The sequence below is a fragment of the Clostridioides sp. LIBA-2809 genome, assembly GCF_056688965.1.
Genome location: NZ_CP197004.1, coordinates 2,414,719 through 2,435,659, shown reverse-complemented (window position 1 = coordinate 2,435,659; position 20,941 = coordinate 2,414,719). Strand labels below are relative to the sequence as shown.

17 protein-coding genes are annotated in these 20,941 nt (G+C 28.6%); 15 read left to right on the top strand and 2 right to left on the bottom strand.

The genetic code is table 11. The features are described from left to right. Positions 1-432 precede the first annotated feature (432 nt). From ACTG44_RS11625 to ACTG44_RS11595, 7 genes are all read left to right on the top strand, one after another. Positions 433-1,863: an MFS transporter gene (locus ACTG44_RS11625; protein WP_479916951.1), complete on the top strand. Its 1,431-nt coding sequence runs from the start codon at positions 433-435 to the stop codon at positions 1,861-1,863. Between the two features lie 111 nt (positions 1,864-1,974). Next, a complete protein-coding gene (gene hisC, locus ACTG44_RS11620) occupies positions 1,975-3,078 on the top strand; it encodes a histidinol-phosphate transaminase (RefSeq protein ID WP_479920486.1) in 1,104 nt (367 codons plus the stop codon). A gap of 32 nt (positions 3,079-3,110) precedes the next feature. Continuing rightward, complete coding sequence (locus ACTG44_RS11615; RefSeq protein WP_021385063.1) at positions 3,111-3,329, top strand: indolepyruvate ferredoxin oxidoreductase subunit alpha; 219 nt, start codon at positions 3,111-3,113, stop codon at positions 3,327-3,329. Between the two features lie 16 nt (positions 3,330-3,345). Continuing rightward, on the top strand, positions 3,346-4,395 hold the full coding sequence (vorB, locus tag ACTG44_RS11610) for a 3-methyl-2-oxobutanoate dehydrogenase subunit VorB (RefSeq protein WP_021385064.1): 1,050 nt from the start codon (positions 3,346-3,348) through the stop codon (positions 4,393-4,395). A 1-nt stretch (position 4,396) separates the two neighbouring features. Continuing rightward, the gene (locus tag ACTG44_RS11605) at positions 4,397-5,137 is read left to right on the top strand and encodes a thiamine pyrophosphate-dependent enzyme (protein ID WP_021385054.1); all 741 of its coding nucleotides are present in this window, start codon (positions 4,397-4,399) and stop codon (positions 5,135-5,137) included. Between the two features lie 2 nt (positions 5,138-5,139). After that, positions 5,140-5,679, top strand: coding sequence for a 2-oxoacid:acceptor oxidoreductase family protein (locus tag ACTG44_RS11600; RefSeq protein ID WP_021385071.1), 540 nt, complete (start codon positions 5,140-5,142; stop codon positions 5,677-5,679). Between the two features lie 123 nt (positions 5,680-5,802). Next, the gene (locus ACTG44_RS11595; RefSeq protein ID WP_021385080.1) at positions 5,803-7,902 is read left to right on the top strand and encodes an acetate--CoA ligase family protein; all 2,100 of its coding nucleotides are present in this window, start codon (positions 5,803-5,805) and stop codon (positions 7,900-7,902) included. Between the two features lie 262 nt (positions 7,903-8,164). Here the strand turns inward: ACTG44_RS11595 and ACTG44_RS11590 are convergent, their stop codons facing one another. Further along, the gene (locus ACTG44_RS11590; protein ID WP_021385062.1) at positions 8,165-8,680 is read right to left on the bottom strand and encodes a ferritin; all 516 of its coding nucleotides are present in this window, start codon (positions 8,678-8,680) and stop codon (positions 8,165-8,167) included. Between the two features lie 91 nt (positions 8,681-8,771). Next, entirely contained in the window at positions 8,772-9,983 is a 1,212-nt protein-coding gene (locus ACTG44_RS11585; RefSeq protein WP_021385053.1) for an ROK family transcriptional regulator, read from the bottom strand. 610 nt (positions 9,984-10,593) lie between these two features. Between ACTG44_RS11585 and ACTG44_RS11580 the strand changes: the two genes are divergently transcribed. From ACTG44_RS11580 to ACTG44_RS11545, 8 genes are all read left to right on the top strand, one after another. After that, positions 10,594-12,036 carry a cell wall-binding repeat-containing protein gene (locus ACTG44_RS11580; RefSeq protein WP_021385073.1) on the top strand — a complete coding sequence of 481 codons (1,443 nt, stop codon included), beginning with the start codon at positions 10,594-10,596 and terminating at the stop codon, positions 12,034-12,036. 68 nt (positions 12,037-12,104) lie between these two features. Continuing rightward, positions 12,105-12,458 carry a hypothetical protein gene (locus ACTG44_RS11575; protein WP_479916947.1) on the top strand — a complete coding sequence of 118 codons (354 nt, stop codon included), beginning with the start codon at positions 12,105-12,107 and terminating at the stop codon, positions 12,456-12,458. A 176-nt stretch (positions 12,459-12,634) separates the two neighbouring features. Next, positions 12,635-13,456 carry a histidinol-phosphatase HisJ family protein gene (locus ACTG44_RS11570; protein WP_021385072.1) on the top strand — a complete coding sequence of 274 codons (822 nt, stop codon included), beginning with the start codon at positions 12,635-12,637 and terminating at the stop codon, positions 13,454-13,456. Between the two features lie 256 nt (positions 13,457-13,712). Further along, a complete protein-coding gene (locus ACTG44_RS11565) occupies positions 13,713-15,596 on the top strand; it encodes a glycoside hydrolase family 13 protein (protein WP_479920485.1) in 1,884 nt (627 codons plus the stop codon). A 236-nt stretch (positions 15,597-15,832) separates the two neighbouring features. Continuing rightward, the gene (locus tag ACTG44_RS11560) at positions 15,833-16,717 is read left to right on the top strand and encodes a hypothetical protein (protein WP_021385060.1); all 885 of its coding nucleotides are present in this window, start codon (positions 15,833-15,835) and stop codon (positions 16,715-16,717) included. A gap of 94 nt (positions 16,718-16,811) precedes the next feature. Next, on the top strand, positions 16,812-17,492 hold the full coding sequence (gene pgmB, locus ACTG44_RS11555) for a beta-phosphoglucomutase (RefSeq protein ID WP_021385051.1): 681 nt from the start codon (positions 16,812-16,814) through the stop codon (positions 17,490-17,492). Then, a complete protein-coding gene (locus ACTG44_RS11550; RefSeq protein ID WP_021385083.1) occupies positions 17,489-19,786 on the top strand; it encodes a glycoside hydrolase family 65 protein in 2,298 nt (765 codons plus the stop codon). Before pgmB ends, ACTG44_RS11550 begins: the two co-directional genes overlap by 4 nt. 216 nt (positions 19,787-20,002) lie before the next feature. Then, a complete protein-coding gene (locus ACTG44_RS11545; RefSeq protein WP_479920484.1) occupies positions 20,003-20,896 on the top strand; it encodes a glycoside hydrolase family 73 protein in 894 nt (297 codons plus the stop codon). The last annotated feature ends 45 nt before the right edge of the window (positions 20,897-20,941 follow it).

Genomic DNA, 20,941 nt, shown 5'->3' with positions numbered 1-20,941 from the left:
CTTTTATTTTTAAATCAATAGTACATGTATAAAAATTAAATAAATTTAAAGAGGTAAAAATTATTTTTAAAATCTAGATGTAGTATGAAAATATCTTAATAAAATTATTCTTGAATAATATTATAATAATTTAAAATTACTAAGAATTTGATAAAATAATTTGAAATATATGTTTTGATGACATTTTAAAGCAGTAAAACAATAAAAAACAAATGTAAATTAACTTAAAAGGGCTTTTTACTTAAATCTAAGAGCAAAAAATAAAATCAAAAAAGTGTTTGACAATTATGAATTTTGAGAATATAATTAAATTAAAATTATACACATATAAAATTTAAAACCGAATCAAGAAAAAAATAATTGATGTTTGGAAGGTAAAATATTATACGTGAATAATGAAAAGTGATTAAATTTTATAAGGGAGGGGTAGATGTGAGTAGTCAAGAAAGCAAACCAAAAGGAAATCTTATATCGAATTTTAGAGATGATATGAGAGACCCTAAGAAGAGAGCAATATACACATATTCAAGTTCTATAAACCTAGCATACAATTTTATAGGTTACTTTGTATCAACAGTAACAAATATCTTTTTAACTGATGTAGCAAAACTTGGTGTAATTATGGCAGGTGGTATGCAAATTGTACAATCTTTCATAAAAATTGCTGTAGCTCCTATAACAGGTACAGTATTTGACAAACAACCATTCAAAAAAGGAAAATATTATCCATGGCTTAGATATACACCCGCAGCATTAGCATTGACATATGGTATATTTTTCATAGTCCCATTGATGAAAATAAGTCCAGCATTACTTTTACCTTTAATGACCGCTTTATTATTAATAGCATCTTGTGCTCAACAGGTAGTTTTTACTATAATTTATGCTATTTACCCTGTGGTTGCTAAAACGCCTAGAGACAGAGTTATAGGCTCAACTACTACGAATATATTTAAAGAAGTTGGTAAATTCTTAGTAGGTTTTTCATATCCGTTATTATTAGTTTTATTTGCAGATGTATTAGGTGGAGAAGGAATGGGTTATTTAGGTACTTATCTATTCTTTGCAGCAGGATGTCTTTTAGTATTTTGGTTTTCTTCAACAGAGATAATAAGATCTGGTGCAGAAGATGAGGTTCTTCAAAAAGAAGAAAAACCAAAGATTAAAGCAAGTGAAATGGCAAAAGCTCTATTTACTAACGTTCCACTTATGATGGCATTTTGTCTAGAATTTCTTATATGTATAAGATCTATAGGATTAGGACCTTTAGCTCCATATTATTTTAAATATGTAATAGAAGATGAACGTGGATTAGCTGTATTTTTAGCAATAATGCCTTTAGTAAGTGTAGCGTTCATGTTTTTCGCACCAATATTTATAAAAATCTGTAGAGAGCAAAAATTAGCATCAATAATTTCTTTTTCTATATGTGCAATATGTCACTTGTTGGTTGCATGGACTCCTTGGGGAAAAACTACTTTAGGTGTAACTATGTTACTGGCAATTGGTGGTGGTTTTTCAAATGTAGTATCAATAATAAATCTTAACTTCTTTGCTGGTTCTTGTGATTATGGACACTGGAAATCAGGAAAAGACTTACCTGGTCTAAGTATGTCACTATATCCAGTTGCAATACAAGTAGGTGTATTACTTGCAACTACTATAAGAACAATTTTGATGAATTCAATGGGATATCAAGCTGATATGGTAGTTACAGAAGCAGTTAAAAGTGGTTTCATAAATATGATTTCTTATTCTATGGCAATACCTTTAATAATAGCTGTTGTTATAGCCATATTATACCCAGTGAGTGACAAGAAACTAAATCAAATAAGAGAAGAATTAAATCAAAGAAATGCCTAATTACCTAATTAAAAGAGATTTAAATAGATGATTAATTTTAAGATATTAAAGTAAGTAGACGCAATGGCGTTTATATAAATGAAAATACATATATAGAGGGGGCTTTTAAAAATGATAGAAAAATTATTGAGAAATACAGTAAAAGAGTTACATCAATACGTTCCAGGTGAACCAATAGAAAAAGTTAAAGAGAAATATGGTGTAAAAGAAATAATAAAACTAGCTTCAAATGAAAATCCTCTAGGACCATCACCAAAAGCAATGGAAGCTATGATTGAAATGCTAAAACAAGGTCAACTTTATCCAGAACCAGAAGCAAATGAACTTAGAAGAAAATTAGCTGACAAGTTAGCTTTAAAACCAGAAAACTTTATTGTTGCTAATGGTGCGGATAACGTTATCACACTAATAGGTGAAGCTTTTATCAATAGAGGGGATGAGGTTATATACTGTGACCCAACATTCCCATCATATAGAACTGCAACTGTAAAAAATGAAGGAATACCAGTAGAAGTACCTTTAACAAAAGACTATAAATATGATTTACAAGGCATATTAGACAAGATTACAGATAAGACAAAATTAATATGTGTATGTAATCCTAATAATCCAACAGGAACAATTGTAGATGATAAAGAGTTAGAAGCATTTTTAAAGAAAGTACCTGAAAATATTATAACTATATTGGATGAAGCGTATATAGAATTTTTAACAGTACCTAATTATGTAGATGGACTTAAGTATGTAAGAGAAAATTACAATGTTATAGTAACAAGAACTTTCTCTAAAATATATGGTCTTGCAGGTCTTAGAGTAGGATATGGTATTGCTAAAGATGAGATAATAAGAACTTTATTTACAGTAAAAGAGCCTTTCTCTGCAAATCGTGTTGCTATAAGTGGAGCAACAGCAGCACTTGATGATGATGAATTTATAAAAGAAACATATGACTTGAATAGAGCTGGAATGGCTTATTTTAAGGAAGAGTTCGCAAAAATGGGATTTGATGTTGTAGATTCACAATCAAACTTCCTTTATGTAGACATGAAAACAGATATACCAAAGCTATTTGAAGATTTGAAAAAAAGAGGTTTTGTAATAAGACCAAATGCTACACATGCACGTGTAAGTATTGGAACTATGGAAGAAAACCAAAAATTTGTAGCAGTTTTAAAGGAAATATTAAATCTTAAAGAAGAACCAAGCATTGGATAATAGATAGAAATATTACGAAATGGGGTGTAGATATGAGCTTAAAAATAAACGCAGAGAGATGTAAAAGTTGTGAATACTGCGTTATATCTTGTAAAAAAGGAGCATTAAAAATATCAGATAACATAAATAAAGAAGGATATGCTCATGTAGAAGTTGATGAAAGTAAATGCATACTTTGTGGAATTTGCTATCAAGTATGTCCAGATAATGTTTTTGAAATAATTAAAGAAGAAGCATGTCAAGAGGCTTAGAAGGAGTTGGGATAATATGAAAAAGATGTGGAAGGGGAACCACGCCATTGCAGAAGCAGCTCTAAGAGGTGGTTGTGAGTTTTATGCAGGATATCCAATTACACCTCAAACAGAGGTAATGGAATTTTTATCACATAGAATGTCTGAACTTGGAAGAACTTTTATACAATCTGAAAATGAAATGGCTGCTATATATATGGTATATGGAGCATATGCAAGTGGAATGAGGTCTATGACAAGCTCTTCAGGACCAGGAATATCTTTAAAACAAGAAGGAATTTCATATTTATGTGCAAATCACTATCCTTGTGTAATCGTAAATGTACAAAGATGGGGGCCTGGACTTGGTTCACTAGATTCAGCACAGACAGATTATTTAAGGGATACTAGAGGGGGAGGAAATGGAGATTATCATTTAATAGTTTATGCACCAAACAGTATCCAAGAAACTGTAGATTTAATGTATAATTCATTTGATGTAGCGGAGAAATACAGAGTGCCTGTTGAAATTTTGACAGAAGCGGCTTTAGGTCAAATGATGGAACCAGTAGAATTTCCAGAGTTCAAGAAGAGAGAAGAAGATTTAGGTTGGACTTATGATGGAAGTAATAGAGACCATGCAAAAGTTGCAGATAACCAAAAACCAGCTTTTTGTATGGAAAAGCGTATGAGAATAACTGAAAATGAACAACAATGGGAAGATTATCAAGTCGAAGATGCGGAATATGTGTTTGTAGCGTTCGGTATACCATCAAGAACAACTATGAATGCTGTTAGAAGACTTAGAGAACAAGGTGAAAAAGTTGGAATAATAAGACCAATAACAGTGTGGCCTTTCCCATATAAGGCATTTGAAAAGGTAAATAAGAATGTAAAAGGATTTATTTCAGTAGAGTCAACAGATACAGGTCAGCTAGTAGAAGATGTTGCTTTAGCTTCAAAGAAAGTATGTAAAGAAAATGTGCCTGTTTATGGATTATTCAGTGGAAATCATATACCAAAAACACTGCAAGTAATGGACACTTACAGCAAAATAAAATCTGGCGAAATCAAGGAGGTGTTCTAATATGGCTACAGAAAAATTAACACCTAGCGTTGTTTCAATACCAAACAAATTTTGCCCAGGTTGTGGTCATGGAATAGTAAACCGTATAATAGCAGAAGTAATAGAAGAACATGGATATGAAAAAAATCATGTATTAACTTTAGGAGTTGGTTGTGTTTGTAATATGAATTTTAGCTGGAATGGAGATAAGATGCAAACTGCACATGGTAGAGCTTCATCCACAGCTATAGGAATTAAAGTAGCACTTCCAGAAACATTAGTAATGACTTATCAAGGTGATGGAGATGCTTATGTTATAGGTCTTTCTGAAACTTTAAATACTGCATATAGAAATCATAATGTGACTGTATTTGTAATAAATAACAATAACTTTGCTATGACTGGCGGACAGATGTCATGGACTACTATGCCAGGTCAAGTTACAACAACAAGTGTAGATGGAAGAGATATAAACACTACTGGTAGCCCATTAAAAGTTCCTGAAATGATGGCAGACTTCTTTGATGTAGCGTATGTAGCAAGAGGTTCAGTTCATAGTCCAAAAGAAATAATTAATCTAAAAAAATATATAAAAAATGCAATAGAAGCTCAATTGAATGGAGAGGGGTATTCATTAGTTGAAATATTAGCACCTTGTCCAACTAACTGGGGTGTATCATTAGAGAAATCTATCAAGTGGATGGAAGAAGAAATAGTGCCATATTACACTCTTGGCGAATTTAAGCAAAGGGATGGTGAATAATTATGGAAAAAGAGTTAGTATTTGCAGGATTTGGTGGTCAAGGAGTTTTAACTCTTGGTCTAATTGTAGCTGAGTCAGCACTTGAATTAGGAAAACAAGTAACTTGGATGCCTGCATATGGTCCAACTATGAGAGGTGGAAAAGCATATAGTGTAGTAAAGTTTTCTGATGAGAGTATAGGTGGACCTGATATGGAAGAAATAGACGTTTTAGTAGCAATGAATAAGCCATCTTTAGATTATATAAATTTAGTTAAAGAAGGTGGAACAGTAGTTATTAATACATCTGTAATAGATGATGATATAGCATTAAGAGAAGATATAAATGCAGTTAAAATAAATTGTCAAGAATTAGCTCAAAAAGTAAACAATCCCAAAGCAGCAAATATAGTAGTGCTTGGAGCATTAATTGCGAAAACTGGATTATTTGAAAAAGAATTAGCTTTAAAAACTATGTGTGATTTCTTTGAAGAAAAAGGAAAAGGTAAATTCAATATTCAAAATGAAGCAGCATTCATGGAAGGCTATAATAACGCCATTTAATAAATTACCCTTATCTTAAATGATTTATCTCAAGATTTAATAATCCTTAGTGCCAAGAGAAGTTTCATCTTGAGATAAAATTCATTTAAAATCACAACTATGAAAATATAGGAGAGTGAATTTATGAGCTTGGAAAAACTTATTAGACCAAAGAGCATTGCTATAGTAGGAGTTACTGATAAGCTTGGTTTTGGTAGAAGTGCAGCACTTAGTATAGTAAAAAGTAAAGATACAGATAGAGTATATTATGTAAATCCCAAAAGAGATGAATTATTTGGAAGAAAATGCTATAAAACGATACAAGAAGTACCAGAAGTAGTAGATTGTGTAGTAGTATGCACACCTAGAAATATAGTTCCATCTGTATTAAAAGATTCTGGAGAATTGGGAACAAAAGCAGCTGTAGTATATGCTAGCGGATTTGCAGAAGAAGGAACAGAAGAAGGCATAGATTTAGAAAATCAACTTATAGAAATATCAAATACATATGATATGAAAATATTAGGTCCAAATTGTATGGGATTATTAAATTGTATAGATAAAGTTAACCTTTGGGCAGGAGGTTCTAAATGGGATTTAGATACCAAAAAACCTGGCATAGGAATTGTAGGTCAAAGTGGATTTATAACGGCAGAGATTGTTTCAAGTGATTATTTTAATATATCTTATGGTTTCTCAACAGGAAATGGAAATATAGTTACGCTAGAAGATGCTGTTGACTTCCTTGTAGATGATAATTATGCATCAGTAATAGCCATCTATCTTGAAGGTTTAAAAAATCCTCGAAAATTTATAGATGCTCTAAAAAGAGCTGCACAAAAAAGAAAGCCAGTAATAATATTGAAATCAGGAAGGTCAGAAAAGGGAGCTATTTCGGCTGCTTCTCACACAGGAAACTTAGCTGGTTCAAGTAAAGCATTTGAAAGTATTTTCGAAAAATATGGAGTAATTTCTGTGGAGAATCTGGAACAATTTATGTGTTTAGCACAAGCTTTTAGTGTTCTAGATGGTAATTTACCTACAAATTCTAATTTTGCAGCAATAAACTTCTCAGGAGGAGAAAATACTATTTGTGCAGATTTAGCAGAAGAAAATGGTGTAGAACTTGCAGAAATATCTTCTGAAACTAAAGAAGAAATGAAAAAATATCTTCCAGGATTTGCAACACCTAAAAATCCACTAGATGCCACAACTGCATTATTCCATGAAAAGGATATGATAGTAGGTCTATTACATACATTTGAAAAAGATGATAGAGTCGGATTTACTATGGTAGGAGCAAATATAAGAGATGAAGAAAATGAAATGCATGAGACACTTTGTCAAGCTGTAAGTGAAGCAAGAGAGCAAGGATTAAAGAAGCCTGTGTTTGCAGTTCCTACACTTGAAGGAAATAGATATCTAAATTATAGAACTAGATTAGAAAACAATCAAGTGCCTATAATGTCATCAGTTGGAACTACATTTACTTGTTTTAATAAAATGGCTAAATTTGTAGATTATGATTATTCAAAGAGAACACTAGAATTTGAGGCTGTTAAGAAAAGAGAATCAAATAATGTAGTAGCTCTATCAGAGTTAGATAGTAAGATTGAGATGAAGAAGTATGGAGTACCAGTACCAGGGCAAGGTAATGCAAAAAGCATTGATGAATTAGATGAAATCTTAAAATACATTAACTATCCTGTTGTTTTAAAAATAAATTCTTCCGAAATATTGCATAAATCTGATGTTGGAGGAGTTAAAATAGGAATTAAAAATAGAGATGAGGCAATAAATGCATATAATGAGATTTTAGCTAATGTAAAAAAAGAAAAACCAGATGCTAAAATTGATGGTATATTAGTTCAAGAAATGGTAGAAAGTGGTATAGAAATTATTATTGGTATAACTAATGATGACCAATTTGGTCCAATGTTGCTAGTTGGTTTAGGAGGAGTATTTGTAGAAGTATTTAAAGATACTACTTTATATCCATTACCTATAAATCATGATGAAGCTATGATGATGCTTAGAAAATTGAAGTCATTTAAGCTTTTAAATGGATATAGAGGAAGCGAGCCTTGTGATGTTGAAGCTCTTGCAGATATGATGGTTAAGTTAGGAAAATATGCTTATGAAAATAAAGATGAGGTTAAGGAAATAGATTTAAATCCAGTGTTTGTATATCCTAAGGGAAAAGGTGTATGTGCAGTAGATGCTTTAATAGTTAAATATAAATAGTTCATAAGTTTTGGTATTCAACCATAATCAAAGTACTGGCTGAAAATCACATTTATAAATTAAGTAGTGTGATTTTCAGTCACCCCAAATTTAAAATTTAAGTATCTTAAAGTAAAAATAGATTTTTAAAAATTATAAAATAGAACTGTATAAACAATAAAATACTACATATAAAACGAATAATAAAAGGTGTTTTAATTAGAAGAATCAATCTTGATTTTCATTAAAACACCTTCTTTATTATATCGAAAAGTCTTAAATATTATATTGTTACAGGTGGATTTGTTGGGGCTGCATATGTACGATTAGCAAATTCTTGGTCAACAAAGAATAGCCCACCTTCTCCAGCAAGTTTAACACGCTTTATATTGTCTTCACAATTTGTTTCTTCCTCTGCTTGTTCAGATATAAACCAAAGTAAGAACTGAGAAGTTCTAAAGTCTGCCTCAGAGTTTGCTACAGCTGCTAAATTGTTTATTAAAGATGTAACCTTTTTTTCATGAGCTAATGTACGCTCAAGAATATCCATTGCAGAAGTAAAGTCTGAATCTGGCATTGGGATAGCATCAAGTTGAACTTTTCCTCCTACATTATGTAAATATTTGTAGAAAAACATAGCATGGTCTGTCTCTTCTTTATATTGAACATAAAACCAATTAGAAAATCCTTTAAGTCCTTCTGCTTCAAGGTAAGAAGACATAGAAAGATAAAGATATGCAGAATATAATTCATGGTTAATCTGCTCATTAAGTAATTTTTCCATTTTAGCTGAAATCATTTTCATACCTCCAAATTTTAAACGCTCTTATAAAATATAATAATATTAAATGGAAAAATATTCAATAAGAGTATTTAAATATTTTATATATTTAATAAAAATTTATACTACCATTAAAAAATTTGTAGCTAACAATAGCTATAGAGCCGATTAATGGTGCATTTGCTCCAAAATTTGAATGTTTTACATTTATTTTTTTATATTTAGAAAAACTTGCCGAAGCAGTTAATTTTTTTAATAATGTATTTTCTATGAATGTACCTGGTATATTAAAGTCGTAACCTATTATTATAGAGCTACAATCAATCAATGTAAGTGTATTTACCAATGCATATGATACATATGTACAAAATTCATCAAGCAAAAACATGGCAAGAGTATCTTTATTATTTGCTTCATCTATTAACTTTACTAAAGAAAAGTTTTTACAGTTAATTAATGGAGAGTTGGGATAAATATGGCTCAATGACTCAATTCTTTTAATTAGATTACTAACACTTGTGTAATAATCTAAGCATCCATTATTACCACAGCTACATAATGGGCCACTAAAATTAATAGATGTATGTCCTATTTCTCCGCTTTGACCTAGATTACCAGTATGAAGTCTATTTTCTAGTACCAGACCAGCTCCGATACCATTCATTATATGTAAGTATATATAATTTGATATATCTTTACCCAAACCATACATTTTTTCAGCTAAGGCACCTGAATTAGCATCATTTATCAAAAATATTGGCAAATCGGACATTTCCTCTATAAAATTTACTATATTTAAATTTGATACATTTCCAAAGTCTGGAGGATTTAATATAATACCATTTATATTATCTACTGGACCTATTGAAGAAATACCAATTCCAATTATATCTCTCTTATTATTCTTCATTATTTTAGTAAACATCCTTTTGATTATATCTTTTAAAACATCGTTTGATAGATATTTAGGGTAAGTTTCAGAAAGTTGTTTTACAATATTACCTTTCAAATCTGCAATAATTACCTTACATATATTTCTTCTTATCAGAATTCCACAAATACAAGGTGAGATATTAGAAATATCCAATAAAATAGGTTTACGGCCTGATGAATGTGCATTTAAAGTTGATGATTCTATTTCTTTAATCATATTTTCATTAATAAGTTCCGTGACTAGATTTGATAAAGTCATTTTGGTAAGTCCTGTAGACTTTGCTAAATCAACCCTAGACATAGGTGTATTTGTAGAAAGTAATTTCAATATTATTAACTTATTTTTAATTTTTACATCTTTTATGTTAGAACCTTGCTTGTTGCTCATCGTAAATCTCCTTAAATAAAGTTAAGTGTTTTATTTATTTTCAAGCATACTATTACTTTATACTAGAATAACGTTTTTTTACTTGAAAATACCATTACTTAGAATATATCACATTATATATCATAAGACATATAAAAATATGTTAGAATTAAATTAAAAGTGAAAAAGTGAATTGACATATGATATATGGATAAATAATAAATACTTAATCACAAAACCTGACACATAATAAATTTGATAGAAGGTGTATTTTTAATGACATTAATAAAGTATTTACTTAATAATGTATAGATTATGTAAATATGCAGTCTATATTGTTGTATACAATAAATTTTCATTTTGTAAAGAAGTACAATAAATATAAGATATAAATGTCGATTTTTATTACAAATTGTTACCAAATATATGTACACCTGAACTAAAATCTTGGAAATTGTAACTAAAATGTAAATTTTTCCTCTAATCTATCTAATATTATGGAAACTTTTTGTAATTTATGATATAATAACAAATATATAATTATTAAATTATAATAAATGACTATAGCGTAGATTTAGTACTATGCTATAGTCATTTTTGAATTAAACTTGATATATCAAGGGGGAAGAATATGAGAACAATTAAAAGAGTTTTAGCATTAGGTCTAACATTAGCTATATTTCTAATAAATGTACCTAATGTAAATGCATTAACATCAGATACTATTAAAGGTAACAATATATATGAGACAGCTGGATTAATAGCAGACAAGAAGAATTATGATACAGCGATTATGGTAAATATGGATAGTTCAATAGCAGATGGTCTTTCGGCAAGTGGTCTTGCTGGTGCTGTTGATGCTCCAATTTTGCTTGCACAAAAAAACAACATCCCAAATGAAACGAAACAACGATTAAAAAATGTCAAAAAAATATACATAATAGGTAAAGAATTATCGATAAGTAAGTCAGTAGAAACTGAACTTAAAAAAACAGGAGCACAAGTAACTAGATTAGGTGGAGATGACAGAATAAAGACTAGTTATAGCGTTGCTAAAGAGGTAAGTAGTATTAAAGAAGTTGATGAAGTGATATTAACTAATGCATATAAAGGAGAAGCTGATACTATAAGTGCAGCACCTGTGTCAGTAAGAGACGTAGCTCCTATAGTACTTACAGATGGAAAAAGTGTTCCTTTTTCAACAAGTGATGTAAAATCATATGCAGTAGGTGGAAGTATCTCTATGAGTACTAGTTTAGTTAATAAGACCAACTCTAAAAGACTTGGTGGTTCAGATAGATATGACACAAATAAGAAAGTTATAAAAGAATTTTATCCAGATGCATCAGAATTTTATTTAAGCGATGGATATGATTTAGTAAATGCACTTACAGGTTCTACAATTGCTAAAGAAAATCCAATTGTGTTGGTGTCAGAAAGTAGTGATAAATCTATATTAGCAGGAGCAGACAAAATTACTAGATTAGGTACAATAAGTGATAGCATATATAATAAATGTGTTTCTGCTGCACAGAATAATGGTGACTCATCTACAAAAGGTGATTCTCCTATGAAAAATGAGACAAGCATATTAGGTGAACCAACAGCTAGTTTAGAGGCTTGTTTAAAATGGGCTAAATCTAAAAGAGCTAATGATTTATTTATAGAATTAATACCAATACTGTATGATACTGCTGTTCAAGAAGGTGTAAATCCTGTATTAGCAGTAGCTCAATCTGCAAAAGAAACTGGTTTCTGTAATTTTGGTGGGGTATTAGATGCATCATTCAAGAATCCTTGTGGACTTAAGACTTCTTCAGGAGGTTCTGATACTGATAAGAATGCCCACTCAAGATTTGATACGTGGGAAGAAGGAATATTAGCTCAAATTCAACATTTATGTTTATATGCAGGACAAGATGGTTATCCACTTTCAAATCCAGTAGACCCTAGACATGAAAAATCTTTACTTGGGAAAGCTAAAACAGTTGAAGGTCTTTCTAATAATTGGGCTGGAGGTCAATATGGACAAGATTTAGTTAGAATGATGGGGGAAATTGAAGCTACAAAGTAATTAAAGCATTAATTTAAGATATGCTTATTAAAGCTTATCAAATATCAGACAAATAAGGAATGATTATTGTGAAAAAGAATAATATTTTTAGTATCATATTTCCCACAATTATAATGATATTAATGTTTTTAACCTTTGCTACAGATATATTTAATATACCAAATGTTCAAGCTAAAGGGATTTTCGTAATAGGGATGGTATTAATTTTTCCAGTTGCCTTTTTAATACAGGGGATAGTTTGTGTATTAAATAAAACTAATTGGATTTTATCACTTGTAGTGTCTTTAGTAACTTATATAATATTAATGTATATATTTTTAAATGATTCAGCATATGTATATGTTTTACTTTATGCAGGTTTCTATATGATTGGGCATATAACTGGTAAACTCTATTACAAAATTAAGACTTTTAGAAGTTAAATAAAAAAGCGTATGAAAGAGAAGTGTCTTTAATGATTTTCTAAAATCAAAAATAGATGCTTCTTTTTTATGTAAAAGTATGTAAATAAAATTTAACTCTTATAATATTCTTTTAACACTTGTATACAATGAACTCGTAGTATAATTGAGATAGATAAAATAAAGGGAGGGATAATATGAATTTAATAGATAATCATATTCATACTAATTTTTCAAGTGATGGAAAGGATTCAATGGAAGATACAATAAAAAAAGCTATAAGTATTGGTGTTAGATATTTAACTTTTACAGACCATTTAGAGCATGATGAAGATAGAGGTTTTTGCATTAATTATAATGACTATGTTCCAGTGTTCAATAAATTCAAAGAAAAGTATAAAAAGGACATAGAGTTATTATTAGGAGTTGAAGTTGGTTATAGAAAACATCTAAAAAATGAAATAGAGGAAATAATAAATTCTAATCCTTTTGATTTCGTATTGTGTTCAACTCATACAATTGATAATGTACCTGTTCCATCAAAAGAGTATTTTAAAGGCCTTAGCAAAAAAGATGCATATTATAAATATTTTAATAGTATACTTGAAACTAATCGTGAATTTAGAGACTATAATATATATGGGCATTTAGATTATATATCTAGATATGGAATCTATTCAGATAATAGAGTTATATACAATGATTTTAAAGATGTTATTGATGAAGTTTTGAAGTCAATAATCAATAATGGAAGTGGTATAGAGCTAAATACTTCTGGCTATAGATATGGATTAAATGCTATACATCCAAATGAAGATATATTAAAAAGATATAAAGAGCTTGGAGGGTTTATAGTTACTGTAGGTTCCGATTCTCACAGAGTAGAAGATATATGTAAAGATTTTGATGTGGCCTATGATATGCTTAAGTATCTTGATTTTAAATATGTATCTTTATTTAAAGAAAGAGAAACTTATTTTGTAAATATAGAAAAAGTTAAATCTAACAATATAGCTTAGAGTATGTTTTGAAATTAATTAACAGATAGTAAAAAAGTTAATAGTATAATATTGTATCCTCTAGAAAAATACTAGAGGTTTTTATTTTGCAAAAATAACTATATAGAATTAAATTCAATAAGATAATTTATTTTAAATTGGCTAGAATATCGTTAATATATTTTACTATTATATATTTTTATTGTGATATAATAGTAAAATATATTAACCTATCTTTAAATTATGTAAATTATTATAAAGGAGGGAGAAAATTAAATTGTCTAATAAAAATAAAGAGAGTGTAAATTTAAGCAATCCAATCAAAAAAACTACTCAAAAAAAATTAACAAAAGAAGCTATATTACATATACCTATGAGCAACTATGCCTATGGTTATGATAAAGAAACATTACATATAAGACTTAGAACTAAAAAAAATGAAGCAAAAAAAGTAATTTTAAGAATAGGAGACCAATATGTATGGGATAAAGGTGGTGCAGGAGGAGGAAATTTAAATGCATCTGGAATTGGCTGGTCTGGTGGCTCAAATATAATAATGGATAAAGAATTGGAAACCGAATTATTTGATTACTGGATAGCTAAGTGCAAACCCTTAAATAAACGCTCAAGATATGGGTTTATAGTAGAAGGTCAAGAAGAAAAGATTCTATTCACAGAAAAAAGAATAATAGAGTTGGGAAATGAAAGTGATGAGAAAGAATTGTGCGAAATAAGTAATTTTTTTGGATATCCATATTTAAATTATATAGATATACCCAAGGTACCAAATTGGGTGAAAGAAACTGTTTGGTACCAGATATTCCCAGATAGATTTGCAAATGGTGACCCATCTATAAATCCAGAAGGATTGGACGAATGGGGGGCTATTCCAACAAGAGATAATTTTACAGGTGGAGATTTACAAGGTGTGATAGAACACTTAGATTATTTGAGTGATTTAGGGATAAATGGAATTTATTTTTGCCCTATTACAGTTGGAAATACAAATCATAGATACGATACGATAGATTATATGGAGATAGACCCTTTATTAGGGAATAAAGAGACTTTAAAAAAACTAATAAAAGAAGCTCATAAGAGAAATATAAAAATAATGTTGGATGCTGTTTTTAATCATATAGGATATTATTCTAAACAGTGGCAAGATGTAGTTAAAAATAAGGAAAACTCTAGATACAAAGAGTGGTTTTATATAAAAGATATGAGTAAAATTGATACTCCAATAGAACAAATAGATGAAAAAAACATACCCTATGAGACCTTTGGATGTGAAAAATATATGCCTAAACTTAATACAGAAAATTCAGAAGTAATAGAATACTTATTGAGTGTAGGTAAGTACTGGATACAAGAATTTGATATAGATGCATGGAGATTGGATGTCTCAAATGAAGTAGACCATGTTTTTTGGAGAAAGTTTAGAGAAGAAATTAAAAAAATAAAACCAGAGGTATATATACTGGGAGAAATTTGGCATGGTAGTTTACCATGGTTAATGGGTGACCAATTTGATTCAGTTATGAACTATTTGATGTCAGAAGCTATGAAAAAATTCTTTTGTACAGATGAGATAAATGCTGAAGAATTTAAATACATGATAAATGATATAATGGTAAGTTATCCAATGCAAGTTAGTGAAGTTACTTTTAATTTACTTGGAAGCCATGATACTACAAGGATACTGAATTATGCTAGTGGAAATATTGATAGAGTTAAACTTGCATATTTGTTTATGTTTATACAATCAGGGAGTCCTTGTATATACTATGGTGACGAAATTGGAATGGAAGGAGAACTAAGTTCAATATCTGAAGGACAAAGAAAATGTATGGAATGGAATGAAGAAAAATGGAATAAGGATATATTTGATTTTATGAAGAAGATTATTAGACTTCGTAAAGAAAATAAAGAACTTAGGTCTATGTCTAATGAATGGGTATTAGTAGATAAGGAAAATGGAACAATTTTATTAAGAAAAGAATCCATTTCCGTAATAATAAATAATTCATCTAGAGATATAACTTTAAAATTGCCAGATTATTTGGCAAATAGAAAATCAAAAGATTTATATGAAGAAAAAATAGTAGATTTAAAAGAAGAAATAATATTAAAAAAATACAAGTTCCTCATTTTAAAATAATATAAAAACGTATTTATTTTAGAGTTCATGATAATTTCATGATAAAGTTTTATACTATTAAAAAAACATTATTAATCATGATAAACAAATGCAGTACAATTTTATAAAGAAACTATTTGTAGTAAAATAAATGAAGTAAATTTTTTATTTGAATAAAAATAAATGTTAACACTTCTAATCATTCTGTAATTTAGTAAAAACAAGTAATTACTGAATAGGTAGGAGGAAGTAAAGATATGAATGACTATAAAGAGCATATAGTTATAGTAAAATCTGGGGTTGTAAATCTAATTTTGGGAGTTACACTTTTATTAATTGGAATTATTATAAATGTATTTCTTGTATATATTAAATTATATTATATAGTGCTAATTACTTTTGTATTTACAATGTATGGATTAGCTTCAATTATCAATTGTATGAGAAAGTATATTATTTTTGACTTACATAGTATTAAAGTTCGTAAATGTATGGGAAGTGAAAAAGAGTATTCATATCATGATATTACTAAAATTTCAATAAATAACAAGAAGCAAGGGTGTCCAGTCAAGATATATGTGGATAAAAATAAAATTGTAACTTTTTTTATATCTGATAAAAATTATATGTCTGCTATAGCTGAAATGAAGCGAAGAGAGTTACCTTTTGATAATAAAGCCATAGACTATATATCAGATACTCCATTATGGGTTCCAATTTCATATAATGAAATTAAAGAGTTTTGTAATGAAGCTTCACGAAAACTTGAAAATCAGATTCAGGAAAATCTATATAAAATAGAAAAAGAGTTGGAAACAGATATATCTTTTTCTTTTGGTATAGATGTTCAACAAAATCCGTTCATATGTGTATTTTTAGTGTGTGTTATGAAGAATGAAAACTATACAAAATTTGCAAAAAAATACAGGGGAAAAGAAGCATGGGCTATATTTCCAGTGTATATGGTTGGACCAAAATTGTATAAAAAAGAAATTGAAAAAGGAAAATTTATTTGTAACATAAACTATTTAAATGCTTTTTCTGGAGTAATGTGGTCGAATTTTTGTAGAACGATAAAAAAACAAGGTGTACAAGAAAGTAAAATGGAAATGGATTTTGAATTAAAGACTAAATTAGAATAGATAATTCCATAAAAAATATCTTAAATACAAGAGATAGGATATAAAATAAATTGATTATTAGGTTAAAAAATTCTTGTAGAAAGAGGAAATAAGAATGATTGAAGCATTTATATTTGATTTAGATGGTGTAATTACAGATACTGCATACTATCACTATATGGCTTGGAAAAAACTAGCACATAATGTTGGTATAGATATAGATACAAAATTTAATGAATCTTTAAAAGGAATAAGCAGAATGGAGTCGTTGGATAGAATATTAGAATTTGGAAATAAAAAATACTTATTTTCAGAAGAAGAAAAATTGAAAATGGCTGAAGAAAAAAATAATAATTATGTATCATTAATAGATGAGATAAATTCAAATGATATTTTACCTGGAATAGAAAGTTTGTTAAGCGATATAAAATCTAATAATATAAAAATAGGCTTATCTTCTGCAAGTAAGAATGCAACAAATGTATTAAATCATTTGGGTATAAGTGATAAATTTGATTTTATAGCCGATGCAGGAAAATGTAAAAATAGCAAACCACATCCAGATATATTTCTTATGTCAGCAAAAGGACTTGATGTAAATCCCCAAAATTGTATAGGAATAGAAGATGCAAATGCAGGGATAGATGCTATAAACTCTGCTAATATGTTTTCTGTTGGAGTTGGAAACTATGAGAATTTAAAAAAAGCAAATTTAGTTGTAGAATCAACAAGTCAATTAAATTTTGAATATATACAAGAAAAGTATAATGAGTATATGGTTAGGAGAATTATATGAAATGTTTATTTAATAATATAGATGAATGGAAGATTACACAAGACAAAATTGAAATCAAAGAAAATAGATTAGCAGAATCTATAATGAGTATAGGTAATGGTTACATGGGTATGAGAGGAAACTATGAGGAAAACTATAGTGGAGATACTCATAAGGGTTCTTATATAGCTGGAGTATGGTTTCCAGATAAAACTCGTGTTGGATGGTGGAAAAATGGATATCCAGAGTACTTTGGTAAAATTCCTAATTCAGTCAACTATATAGGGATAAGAATTTTCATAGATGATGTAGAATTAGATTTAGCAAAATGTAAAATTGAAGATTTTTATAGAGAACTAGATATGAAAAATGGTATTTTAAATCGTAGATTTATTGTACACATAAATAATAAAAAATTTGAAGTTAACATTACTAGATTTTTAAGCATATCAGTTAAGGAGTTAGCAGTAATTAAATACAGTATAAAAGCATTAAATTCTGATGCTAAAATAAAGTTCATACCATATTTAGATTCAAACATAAAAAATGAAGATTCAAATTATGAGGAAGAGTTTTGGAATGGAGTTTCTTCAAGTTCTTTAGAATATCAAGGAAGCATACTTTCTAGAACAAAGGAAAATGCATTTAATACACCAGTATTTACTGTGGGTGCAATGATGCATATTAAGGCAAGTGGTAAGATAAAAGACATATCTCATACAAATGACTATAATTACTGTGAGAATTCAATAACAATGGATATTCTAAAAAATGAGGTTGCTAGTATAGAAAAATATGTATCTATAACTTCAACTAGAGATTATAAGGAAAGTGAGTTATTAAGAAAATGTAAAGATATTTTAAATAGAGAAATACCTAAAGGTTATAATGATATATTAAATGAACATATCAAATTATGGAATGAAAGATGGAAAAGTGCAGATGTAAAAATAAATGGAGATAAAAGTAGTCAACAAGGCATACGATACAATTTATTTCAACTATTTTCAACATATTATGGAGAAGATTCAAGATTGAATATAGGTCCAAAAGGTTTTACTGGAGAAAAGTATGGAGGGGCTACTTATTGGGATACAGAAGCATTTTGTGTTCCAGTATATCTAGGGGTAGCAGATAAGAAGGTAACTAGAAACCTTCTGGAATATAGATATAATCAATTGGAGCAAGCAAAAGATAATGCAAAAAAACTAGGACTTAAAGGTGCATTATATCCAATGGTTACATTTGATGGAGTAGAATGCCATAATGAGTGGGAGATAACATTTGAAGAAATACACCGAAATGGAAGTATCGTATATGCAATATATAATTATACAAATTATACAGGTGACTTTGAATACATAAAAGAAAAAGGAATAGATGTAATAATAGAAATAGCTAGATTTTGGGCTAGTAGAGTTCATTTATCTATAAAAAAAGATTTGTATATGATACATGGTGTAACTGGTCCAAATGAGTATGAAAACAATATCAACAATAATTGGTATACTAATTATATAGCTAAATGGTGCTTAGAATATGCTGTAGAAAATGTATTAAAATTAGAAATAGAATATAGTGAATGTATTGACAGAAACAGTGTAACTAAAGAAGAAGTTGAGCTATGGCAAATGATATCAAAAAAAATCTATCTGCCATATGATGATGAGTTAAAAATAATAGTTCAAAATGATAATTTTTTAGATAAAGAATTTATAGAAGTAAAAGATTTGCCAAAAGAAAATCTTCCTCTTAATCAAAACTGGTCCTGGGATAGGATTCTTAGGTCTTGTTTTATAAAACAAGCAGATGTATTACAGGGAATTTACTATTTTGGAAATAGATTTACTAAAGAAGAAAAAAAGAGAAATTTTGATTTCTATGAAAAATATACTGTACATGAATCTTCTTTATCTTCTAGTATTTATTCCATTATTGCTTCTGAAATAGATGATTTGGACAAAGCTTATGAATTATACTCAAGAACTGCTAGACTTGATTTAGACAATTATAATAATGATACCAATGATGGACTTCATATAACTTCTATGTCTGGTTCATGGCTTTCTATTGTGCATGGGTTTGCAGGTATGAGGACATGGGATGAAACATTATCTTTTGACCCTAAGTTACCTAAAGAATGGAGAGGTTATTCTTTCAACATAAGCTATAAAGATAATATTATTAATGTAGATGTATGTAGTGATTTAATTAAAATAGAAAATTTAAAAGGTAAGCCAATAAAAATTATTGTATATGGTAAAAAATATATATTAGAAAAATATATAAAAATTGATAGAAATAAATTTAAATAATATTTTTATTATGTAAATAGTTAAAATAAGTTTATCTAATTATGAATTTATTTTAACTATTTTTGTTTAATAGAAAACTATATATTATAACAATAATCGTGCTTTTAGTTAAATATATTTCATAAATCTTCATAAAATCTTCATAATTTCGTAAAGAAGATGTAACAAAAATAAGATATATTGTATTCAGCAGATAAATAAGGGAGGACAATAATTATGAAGAATAAAAAATTCATTGTTATAATACTGATAATATCAGTTTTAATAGGTGTAGGAGTAAAAGAATATTTCACTAGAGAGATAAATAAGGAAGATATAGAGGTCAGTAAATATATAAAATATGCTGATTTGGCAAGTAAAAATAATGTACAAGTTAACTGGAAGTATGTAGCTTCTATTGTTGCTGTATTGAATAAAAATAACTTGAAAGATATTAAAGATTCACAAATAAAAGAAGTATCAGATTTATTTGTTAAAAATTTTTCTAAAAATAATAAAATAAATAAATTAAGTAATGTTCTGGATGAGTTAGAATTTAGTAATAAACAAAAAAGAGTGGTTGATAATTATATTGATGAGCTTAAGGAGTATGGCATAAAGCCAGAAAGATTGAAGTCTGATACACAGTATATGAAGTTTATAAACGAAATTAAAGCAGAAGCTATACAAAATTACGAAGATTATAAAATACTTCCATCTATAACTATTGCGCAAGCTATAATCGAATCTAGCTGGGGCAAGTCAACTTTAGCAAAACAACATAATAATCTATTTGGTATAAAGGCGGATGCTTCTTGGAAAGGAAAATCAGTGACTTTAGAAACAAAAGAACATTTAGATACAATTATAGATGATAAATTTAGAATATATGATGATAAAAATGAATCTATAAAAGACCATGCAAAATTTTTGGCTACAAATAAAAGATATAAAACCAATGGTGTGTTTGACGCAAAAACGTATATATATCAAGCTAAAGCATTAGAAAAAGCTGGTTATAGTACTGCAAAGGATGAAAATGGAAATAGCATATATGCAGAACGTTTAATAGAACTAATTCAACAATATAATCTTCAATTAATAGATAGTGAAATTCAAAGTGAAATGTAACTTTGACGTAACATAAGGATGATATATTTATCGAGGAGGTGGCTT